Source organism: Wolbachia pipientis, assembly GCF_023661085.1.
GTDB lineage: Bacteria > Pseudomonadota > Alphaproteobacteria > Rickettsiales > Anaplasmataceae > Wolbachia.
This window is the reverse complement of record NZ_JAHDJT010000145.1, coordinates 1-2,609: the sequence shown is the minus strand read 5'-3', so window position 1 is coordinate 2,609 and position 2,609 is coordinate 1. Positions and strand designations below refer to the sequence as shown.

Annotated in this window: 3 protein-coding genes and 1 pseudogene; 2 read left to right on the top strand and 2 right to left on the bottom strand. The window is 34.3% G+C overall.

All coding sequences use genetic code 11. The features are described 5' to 3' along the window. Positions 1–325 precede the first annotated feature (325 nt). A pseudogene (locus DM84_RS05665) lies at positions 326–1,224 on the bottom strand (Rpn family recombination-promoting nuclease/putative transposase). A gap of 321 nt (positions 1,225–1,545) precedes the next feature. Between DM84_RS05665 and DM84_RS06180 the strand changes: the two are divergent. Both DM84_RS06180 and DM84_RS06175 read left to right on the top strand, forming a co-directional pair. Beyond that, the gene (locus tag DM84_RS06180) at positions 1,546–1,884 is read left to right on the top strand and encodes a Mov34/MPN/PAD-1 family protein (protein ID WP_349305111.1); all 339 of its coding nucleotides are present in this window, start codon (positions 1,546–1,548) and stop codon (positions 1,882–1,884) included. Next, the gene (locus DM84_RS06175; protein WP_349305110.1) at positions 1,803–2,225 is read left to right on the top strand and encodes a JAB domain-containing protein; all 423 of its coding nucleotides are present in this window, start codon (positions 1,803–1,805) and stop codon (positions 2,223–2,225) included. The genes DM84_RS06180 and DM84_RS06175 overlap by 82 nt, the downstream gene beginning before the upstream one ends. 253 nt (positions 2,226–2,478) lie before the next feature. On the opposite strand, the gene DM84_RS05655 is transcribed toward DM84_RS06175, so the two are convergent. Beyond that, complete coding sequence (locus DM84_RS05655) at positions 2,479–2,601, bottom strand: BRCT domain-containing protein (protein ID WP_410543780.1); 123 nt, start codon at positions 2,599–2,601, stop codon at positions 2,479–2,481. Positions 2,602–2,609 lie beyond the last annotated feature (8 nt).

The following is a 2,609-nucleotide window of genomic DNA, read 5'->3' as shown; positions in this document are numbered from 1 at the left end:
CCTATAAATTTAACTGTTAAAACTGTTGCCATACCGAAGTAAGTATAAAGTACCTGAAATATTTTTTAATGCAACAAAAATTTTTGTATTGTTATAGTACAGATAGAAGGCCTTAATATTTTGAATCATAGTCTGAAGAAGTTTAATTGTTTCAGCGACGTACACGCTTTATATTTGGCTATTTTGCATAACAAACGTGAAAGCAACTGTTTGGCATTTGTGTACTACGTTATACAGTGACAACATGGTTGTGAGTCCTTTAGTTTTATATTTTTAGCTGCATTCTAAGCAAAAATACCACATTAACTAGTGTCATAAAGATTTTTTAATCACTTATTCTCTGAAGTTGCTGTATTTCTGATTTAGAAAGTCCAGTTGTCTGAGAAATAACATCAATGGAGACGCCAGCTTTAAGTAGGTTTTTTGCAACTTCAATTTTCTCTTCCATTTTACCTTCCGCAATGCCTCTTTGATGACCGATTTGGATACCTTTTTCCGTAGCATCATCAAGCCGTTGAGCCCAAATAGCCTCTTCTTTCTGTACATTCAAAACCCTTTCTTCGTATGCTGCTAGATCCTTTTCATCCCAACTAAATTTGTCTAATGCATCATATGCTAGCTTTATTATTGGAGCTTTCTCTGCTATATCTTTTAGGTCTTCATCCGTAGTATTTTCTGCATACCGGAAAAAAAACACCACCTTTCTACTGTACTCTCTAGTTGCTCTACTTTGTTTTTTGTAAATTTAGGCAACTTAATAAAGACGAATTGAAAATCCTTTAGATAATGTCTATTAGTTTTTATCTCTCGTATATTATGGGTGGAAATGTATGCAACCTCTGGAGGAAATAGTATACTATTGGAAATAGCAATAAAGAATACTTTCTTAAAATCAATATAATTGCCAGATTGTCTTGAGTAGGCTTTAGCGGCATAAAGTTGGGCACGTTTTTCAAAGCCTTTATCACGAACAAGTTGCATTTCCGCGATATACCTATTTCCACATAAATCCTTGCAAAGAACATCAACAATGCTTTGTTTATCAGAAGCAATCTCAGGATTCATGATAGTGCTAAGGAACTTAACATCTTGTATAGTGTTAACACCAGTAAAGCCTAAGATATCATTTAAAAAGTGGACAAGGATATTCTTATTTTTTTCAGTGCCAAAGATACGTCGAAATGCTATATCATTTTTAGGGTCGAGAAATTTTGAGAAAGCCATAGCAAAAAACCCTATAAGACGTTAATAATTATACACAATTCTGAAGAAACATTCAACTAAATTTTCAAACATGCAAAGCCCAAGAAGTGGGTTAGCAGCTATATCGAACGCTTTTGGGTGTAAAACTACAATGAAAATACGAAACAATAACGCTTAAAGAAATCAGCAACTATTAATATCTTTTGTACTTTTCATAAAAAATTAGATAAAAAATCGAAAAAATTGACTTGACTTCCGCCAAAATGGATGGCTTTATGCCAACGCTGATAAAAAACAGCAGTAAATATTAAAAAACAAATAGCAACTAGAGAGGTGCATTTTATGAACAACAAGAATAAAAATGAAGATAATCGTAGAGAAGAAATAGAATTTAGAATATTGGAAAGCAAAGGAAAGGCTCTGCTTGATCATGAAATAATAGAGACGTTTCTAAGAATAATACATGACAGTGACCAAGCTCAAACTATTGCTAAAAATCTAGTGGATACTTGTACAGGAATAGGAGGCATTCTAGGTCGAGAAATAGATGACTTGAAAATGATAAAAGGAGTCACTGATCCTGCAGTTGCAGTAATTATGTGTGTGCAGGAAGCTGGAAAGAGAGCACTAAGAGAAGGGTTAAAAAAAGGACCAATACTGATAGCCAAGAAAAGCTCATAGAATATATAAGGGTAAGTATAGGCTTCTCAGCGAAAGAAGCTGTCCAGATAATATTTTTGGATACACAGTTTCGTTTTATAGGAGAGGAAGTGTATTTTGGTACAATAAATGAGGTGCCTCTATATGAAAGGGAAGTAGTAGAAAAAGCATTAGCAAGGAAGTCAGCATCAATAATATTAGCTCACAACCACCCAGGAGGAAGTGTAAAGCCATCAGAAGGAGATAAAGCTATGACTATGGAATTAGCTTCAGCGTGTCAAAGTGTAAACATTAAGCTAAAGGATCACATTATTATAACAGATAAAAGTTACTTCAGCTTTAAGAAAAACGGCCTATTATAAAGATATGGGAATGTCAAATTTTTCTTGCGTCTAATCCTGAGAAGTTTGGCGACTTTTTAAATTTTGAATATGTTGAATAAAAAACGACCTCCACAGAAGAGCTTACAGAGGCATTTGAGGTGTTGGACGTCTTTTGGGTCTCTTTTCTAACTACCGCTATAATGTGGCTTTAAAGCCTGTTAAATGGGACATGGTAATTTTCCTCGTATTTATGCCATAAAAACACCTATTTTTTAGGATTTCCCCAGGTAAACTATAAATGCAAAGCAGCGACCCATTCTTCTTTAGTTAAAATTTTAACACCTAGCTCCAAAGCTTTTTGATACTTGGACCCAGGTTTTTCGCCGACCACCACAATGTCCGTTTTATTTGACACACTTGAGC

What these genes read in the sequence shown, in the direction of transcription:
- DM84_RS06180 (WP_349305111.1), top strand. Translation starts at nt 1,546, where the DNA reads ATGAACAACAAGAATAAAAATGAAGATAATCGTAGAGAAGAAATAGAA.